Origin of the sequence: Providencia alcalifaciens DSM 30120, assembly GCF_000173415.1 — a bacterium.
Taxonomy (GTDB): domain Bacteria; phylum Pseudomonadota; class Gammaproteobacteria; order Enterobacterales; family Enterobacteriaceae; genus Providencia; species Providencia alcalifaciens.
In genome coordinates this window covers 1-2,919 of record NZ_ABXW01000069.1, presented here as the reverse complement: position 1 = coordinate 2,919, position 2,919 = coordinate 1, and the positions used below count along the sequence as shown (strand labels likewise).

The 2,919-nt window shown below is 50.3% G+C and carries 4 protein-coding genes; all 4 read right to left on the bottom strand.

Translation table 11 applies throughout. The features are described from left to right. Positions 1-877, bottom strand: an 877-nt coding sequence (locus tag PROVALCAL_RS16570; protein ID WP_006660483.1) for an AAA family ATPase, incomplete at its 3' end; no start/stop codon positions are given. Between the two features lie 102 nt (positions 878-979). Further along, a complete protein-coding gene (locus tag PROVALCAL_RS16565; protein ID WP_036960142.1) occupies positions 980-1,279 on the bottom strand; it encodes a phage tail assembly protein in 300 nt (99 codons plus the stop codon). Between the two features lie 63 nt (positions 1,280-1,342). Beyond that, entirely contained in the window at positions 1,343-1,849 is a 507-nt protein-coding gene (locus PROVALCAL_RS16560) for a phage major tail tube protein (protein WP_006660481.1), read from the bottom strand. Further along, the coding region (locus PROVALCAL_RS16555) for a phage tail sheath C-terminal domain-containing protein (protein ID WP_006660480.1) at positions 1,846-2,919 on the bottom strand (1,074 nt) is incomplete at its 5' end. The genes PROVALCAL_RS16560 and PROVALCAL_RS16555, both read right to left, overlap by 4 nt.

Below are 2,919 nucleotides of genomic sequence, written 5' to 3'. Positions count from 1 at the left end.
GATGCCCTTTTAATGCCCCGTCAGCCCCTTCTTTTGTCACCAAATTGTATTTGCGCTGCGCTCGCATCAACTCGTCAAAGCTTTTCCCTGAGCGCTTAATCAACATCAACAATTTACTGGCTTCCCCCCCCAATAAGGCATCCAGTGCAAAAGAGGCTTTGGACTCATCCTCAAGTGACAGTGCTTTATCGATAATTTTTTCAAACTGAGCAATATCACTCAGCGCACCGAGTTCAAAATCCTTAATCCCCAGTGTCTCAAACGCTTCAGTGAGGGCGGTTTGTTCGCCCAATTGCTTAAATTCCCCTGCCTTATGCAGGTACTCTTCAAACAAATCACCGATATTCTCGCCGTTCATGCCATACTGTTTGGCTAACGAATCCCACTGCATGAACGTTTGAGTATCCACCCCGTAAGACGTCGCCAGACCGACCTGTTCGGCGGTCTCCGCGTTGGCGATCGCTGGGGTGAACAGTGCGGCTGCACCCGAAGCCACCATGCCGCCGCCGATTGCAATCCCGCCCCCTTTGGCTAAATTGACGCCTCGTCCAGCCAGTGTCTTCCCCATCCCCTTAAAACTGTCCAAACGCTCTGATTTTGCCAACTGTGTATTCAATTTAGCTTGAGCGGTATCCGCTTGATGTATTTCTCGGGTTAATGCGGCATACTGTTTTTTAAGATCTTTGACACTGGCACCGGCAAGTTTTTGCCGTTTGATTTCCGCCGTCAGCTTGACTTGCTCTTGCTTCAATCGCGTCGATTGCCGCTCAACATCCTGCAAGTCCTTACGCAAATCTGACGCCGAACGACGCCATGAACTGGAAATTTTACCGCCAAAAGAGACTGTCGCTTTAAGGTTTTGACTCACGCTTGCCACGTTTCGCCTCCTTTAATTCATCCAAAAGCCACTGAGAAAAAACCCGAAAAGGCATTGCAAGATAATCCGATAACGTAAAATGCAATCGACGCCCCAGAAATCTTAACGCGTTGTTGATGTCGGCTTCGGTCGCTTCGCGGGCGGTAACATAAAAACGTTAAAGGTATCCGTCAGCTGGGCATAATCCGCTGCCGTCAATTGCCAAATATCTTGCTCACTCAGACCGCACAGTTGCGCTATCATACGAGCTTCTTTTTCCTCTTCTGAGCCGCGATCTTTGGCAAATGCAATGCGATCACGTACCACAGGCTCTCGAAATGTGATCTCTGTAAGTTCAACGCCACCGTCCAATATGATAGGGGTATACAATTTAATTGTGCGCGTTTCACCGGGAAAACTCATACTCATCATCACTCCATAAAAAAAGCGACCCAAAGGTCGCTATATCATCATATTGAAAAAACATTACACGCGAACTTTTGCAGCCACTCCAGCCAACATATCCACGCCATTGACTCGACGCACAAACCGCTCGGTATCAATCATAAATAACTCTTTCCCTTCAAACGTTTTGCGGTAGTAATTCACGGCAATGTCCACGGTGAACGCCGCCTCGGATAAATTGCTATTGCCTCGAGCATCCGGCGTCACCGTCATCACAAACCCTTCAATCTCTTCAATGGTACCCAATGCAATATTGTTTGCCACATACCCTTGATAGGCGCTAAATCGAGAGCGTTGCCCGCTGACAAAGCCGAAACTGGACAACATCTCCGTATCCAGACCGTAAAACTTGATCTGACAGGTGAGCGCCTCCATCCCATCATCTACCGGCGTGGGGGCATCTTGTGCGCCCGTCCGTAAGTCCGTTTTCACTATCGATAACGTGGGCGGCATAAATTCATGAGCCCCTTGAATACGAATACCTTGACGAAAAAAGGTCCAGGCGCGTAATTGATTGTGATAACTCATAGTGCCGTTAACTCCTGAAGTCCGTATTCATTATTGATACTGACGCGCATCTGAATGAGCTCAGTTGGCGATTTAGGTCCAAAGTCATAGTTAATGTAAAGCTCTCCCGCGGCTAACGTTTCTGCCGTATTAAGTTCAGGATCTAACCACGCTTGCCCTCCAAATATCGCCCCTTCCCCCACCAGTCGTCGCAAATAGGCGTTCACTGAGCCGATAATATCGTCTGCATTTTGTCGATCTAATGGACGGTCGACATACCCCAGCATCGCGAGTTGAATGCTGTCCTCAATCACATCCGCTGTTCGACGTACCGATTCAAAATGCCATTGCGGGTGTGACGCACACAGACGATTGCCCCAATGTTTGAATCCCGCTTGCCGGATCAGCGTGGAAACATTTTGCATGTTGAGTAAGTTGGCATCACAGTTGCGTTCCCCCAAAATAAACTCATCGACTTGTTCCACGCCCAGAATGTTGAACACCGCCTGGTTGGATTTACTCCACCACCACCCTTTTTCGTAATCAATACGGGCTCGGAGCCCCGCCGCAAACGCCGAATACGGACGATACGCCAGTTGACCATCGAGTTGTGCCGCTAATACGCGCGGACGTAATAACTCCGTTCTTGCACCATAACGTTGTCGACGCTGAACAACCTCCGATAACGTCGCCCCTGCCGCACAATCCACGTACGCCACCGCCCGTAATTTTCCCGCCACGGTTTCTAAGGCTTTCCCCACCGCATCGTCTTCACTGAATCCCGGCGCAATCACGATGCGCGGCTGATACCCCACCACAGAGCGACTTGAAGAAAGTTGACGGATCCCGCTGAGGAGGTTTGCACGTTGTGCGTCTGCATCCGCTTGCGCTTCAACCCTCACCACGACCGAAAGTGCATGCCGCTGCTCATTAAGATCAATCAAGGCTTGCTTCAACGTCCCAGCATCGCCCAAACGCGATAGGGGCGCAGTGCCCACCACCACGACCGGGGTATTCAATGGAAACGGCTCATCTTCGCCCCCGTTGAGTGTGTCGGAAAAAGGCGACACAACCCCGCTTCCTGTTCCTGT

Bases quoted from the DNA above. Each gene is read 5' to 3' on its own strand.
- PROVALCAL_RS16565 (WP_036960142.1), bottom strand. From the start codon at position 1,279: ATGAGTTTTCCCGGTGAAACGCGCACAATTAAATTGTATACCCCTATC.
- PROVALCAL_RS16560 (WP_006660481.1), bottom strand. From the start codon at position 1,849: ATGAGTTATCACAATCAATTACGCGCCTGGACCTTTTTTCGTCAAGGT.